Origin of the sequence: Megasphaera intestinihominis, assembly GCF_040096415.1 — a bacterium.
GTDB classification, from domain to species: domain Bacteria; phylum Bacillota; class Negativicutes; order Veillonellales; family Megasphaeraceae; genus Megasphaera; species Megasphaera intestinihominis.
In genome coordinates, this window is the sequence record NZ_JBBMEU010000114.1 from 1 (window position 1) to 2,823 (window position 2,823).

Genomic DNA, 2,823 nt, shown 5'->3' on the forward strand with positions numbered 1-2,823 from the left:
TTTCAGCCCGTCAGGCCATGACTACAAGGAATGGCAGGACGGTTGCTGAAACGGACCACTGTAGAGGGCGAGCCCGCCGGGCATATGTAAGAATCCCGTGGTCGATTTGCGTGGACGGGCGCCCCACGTGGGCGCCCCTACAGAAAAAAGGAGCTGTCGCGATGCGACAGCTCCTTTTTTACATCGCCTTGACCGGTACGAGTCCTCGTGAGAGGGAAATGGTCCCGGTCCGGGCGATTTCTAATATTTCATATGGCGACAATACCTTGATGAGGGCATTGACGTGGTCTTCGCGTCCTGTAACGCGGAGGATGAGCGAGTTCAAGTTGACATCGACGACTTTGGCGTGGAACAGGTTGGCCAGGCTGGCCAGCTCGTCGCGGACTTGCGGCGTGTCGTAGCGGACCTTGATCATGGCCAGTTCGTAGCTGATGAAGGGCGCTTCATCGAGGTTGATGATCTTGATGACGTCGATGAGCTTGGCCAGCTGGCTGATGGTCTGCTTCAATTCTTTATCGTCTTCGATGCTGATGACGATATTGAAGCGCGACACATCTGGTTCTTCCGTATAACCGACGGTCAACGATTCGATGTTGATGGCCTTGCGGCTGATCAGGCCAGCAATATGTGTCAATACGCCCGGTTTATTATCGGACAAAATAGCCAGATGCTGTTTTCTCATCAGGCGTCACCTCCTAAAATCATGTCACTCAATGCTTTGCCGCCGGGAACTGTCGGGTATACCCGTTCTTCCGGCGAGATGCGGATATCGACCAGGGCCGGCCCTTTATGGGCAAAGGCCTCTTTCAGGACGGGGGTTAAATCGTCCTGTTTTTCGATGGCGTATCCTTTGACGCCCAGCGATTCGGCCAGCATGGGCAGGTTTTTGCGCTTATTCAAAGTGCATTGTGAATAATGGTGGTTATAGAAGAAATCCTGGAGCTGGACGATCATTCCCAGCGTATCGTTGTGCAAGACGATGACTTTCACGTCGATGCCGTATTCCGACAAGGTCGCGAATTCCTGACAGTTCATGAGGATACTGCCGTCGCCGGAAAAGACGACGACTGTTTTTTCGGGACAGGCCACTTTGGCACCGAGGGCAGCCGGCAGGCCGAAGCCCATCGTGCCCAGACCACCGGAAGAAATGAAGTGTTTCGGCTCATCCGTCGTGAAGAATTGAGCTGCCCACATCTGATGCTGACCGACGTCGGTAATGGCTACGGTATCGTCGTCCCGGGTGATGTCCCGGACGGCGGCGAAGATTGACTGGGGTGAAATGCAGCCTGGACGCGGCGGCGTCGCGAAGGGGTGGCTTTTCTTCATGGCCAGGACCTCATGACGCCAATCGGCAAAGGCGGCTCCATAATCGAAGGCGCCTTCTTTCAGCTTCTTGGCGAAAATGGGCAGGGACCAACGCAGGTCCCCTTTGATGCCTAAGTCGATGTCGATGATCTTGTCGATTTCGACATCATCGATTTCAAAATGGATGATCTGTGCATTGGGAGCAAACGTATCGGCTCGGCTGGTCAGGCGTTCGTCGAAACGGGCCCCTAAGGCGATGAGCAGATCGCAGCCTGAGATGGCTTTGTTCGATGCATAAGAGCCGTGCATCCCGCCCATACCGAGATGGAGTTCGTGAGAATCGGGGATGGCTCCTTTGCCCATGAGTGTCGTGACGACGGGAATCTTCGTCGTATTGACGATGTCTTCGAGATACTTCGTCGTTTCCGACAGGATGACACCGCCGCCGACGAGGAAGACCGGTTTCTGGCTGTGCTGGATCATGGCGACAGCCCGGTCGATGTCATAAGCTTGTCCAGTTGTTTCGACGACGTAGCCCGGCAGATGGACTTTATCGGGATATTGGAAATAGATTTCCGCTTCCAGGGCGTCTTTGGCAATATCGATCAGGACTGGACCGGGCCGGCCTGTCGATGCGATGTAAAAGGCTTCTTTCAGGACGCGCGGGATAGAAGCGGCGTTCTTTACCAGGTAGTTGTGCTTGGTAATGGGCGACGTAATGCCGGAAATATCGGCTTCCTGGAAGGAATCGCGGCCGATGAGGCCCGTCGGGACCTGTCCGCTGATGATGACCATGGGGATAGAGTCCATGTTGGCCGTAGCAATGCCCGTAACCATGTTGCATACCCCTGGTCCGGACGTGGCGATGCAGACGCCGGGCCGGCCGGTAACGCGGGCGTAGCCGTCTGCAGCGTGGACCGCTCCTTGTTCATGACCGGTAAGGATGTGCCGGAAGTTGTCTTTATACATTTCTTCGTATAGTGGCAGGATGGCCCCTCCGGGATAGCCGAAGACGACGTCGACGCCTTCCCGTTTCAAACATTCCAGCACTGCCCTTGCACCTGTCATTTTTATCATCATTCACCTCTTAATATCGTTCATCGTTTGTCGTAGTTCGTTCATCGAAGCGGCCATTCATCGTCCTTTTCGATGAACGACGAACGGCCTGCGATGAACGGATCTTACTTAGTCGTTCTGGTCGTTGTTGTGGAGCCACGGCATCATGTCGCGGAGTTTAGCGCCGACTTTTTCAATCGGATGTTCAGCGTGCTGACGGCGCATAGCGAGGAAGTGAGCGCGGCCGCCGGCTTTGTTTTCGAGGAGCCAATCTTTAGCGAAAGCACCGGTCTGGATGTCGTCGAGGACAGCTTTCATGGCTTTCTTGGAATCCTGCGTGATGACGCGCGGGCCGGCTGTGTAGTCGCCGTATTCTGCCGTGTCGCTGATGGATTTACGCATCTTAGCCATGCCGCCTTCGTACATGAGGTCGACGATCAACTTCATTTCATGGAAGGTTTC

The 2,823-nt window shown here is 54.8% G+C and carries 2 protein-coding genes and 1 pseudogene; all 3 read right to left on the reverse strand.

Annotation, left to right across the window (positions count from 1 at the left end):
• Positions 1–178 precede the first annotated feature (178 nt).
• Complete coding sequence (ilvN, locus tag WMO23_RS11090) at positions 179–682, reverse strand: acetolactate synthase small subunit (RefSeq protein WP_020311428.1); 504 nt, start codon at positions 680–682, stop codon at positions 179–181.
• Positions 682–2,382, reverse strand: coding sequence for a biosynthetic-type acetolactate synthase large subunit (gene ilvB / locus WMO23_RS11095; protein ID WP_081638966.1), 1,701 nt, complete (start codon positions 2,380–2,382; stop codon positions 682–684). The genes ilvN and ilvB overlap by 1 nt, the downstream gene beginning before the upstream one ends.
• A gap of 108 nt (positions 2,383–2,490) precedes the next feature.
• Positions 2,491–2,823, reverse strand: a pseudogene (locus tag WMO23_RS11100) (ketol-acid reductoisomerase); the annotation flags it as partial.

Coding starts and splice junctions, on each gene's coding strand:
- ilvN (WP_020311428.1), bottom strand. CDS start 682: ATGAGAAAACAGCATCTGGCTATTTTGTCCGATAATAAACCGGGCGTA.
- ilvB (WP_081638966.1), bottom strand. CDS start 2,382: ATGATAAAAATGACAGGTGCAAGGGCAGTGCTGGAATGTTTGAAACGG.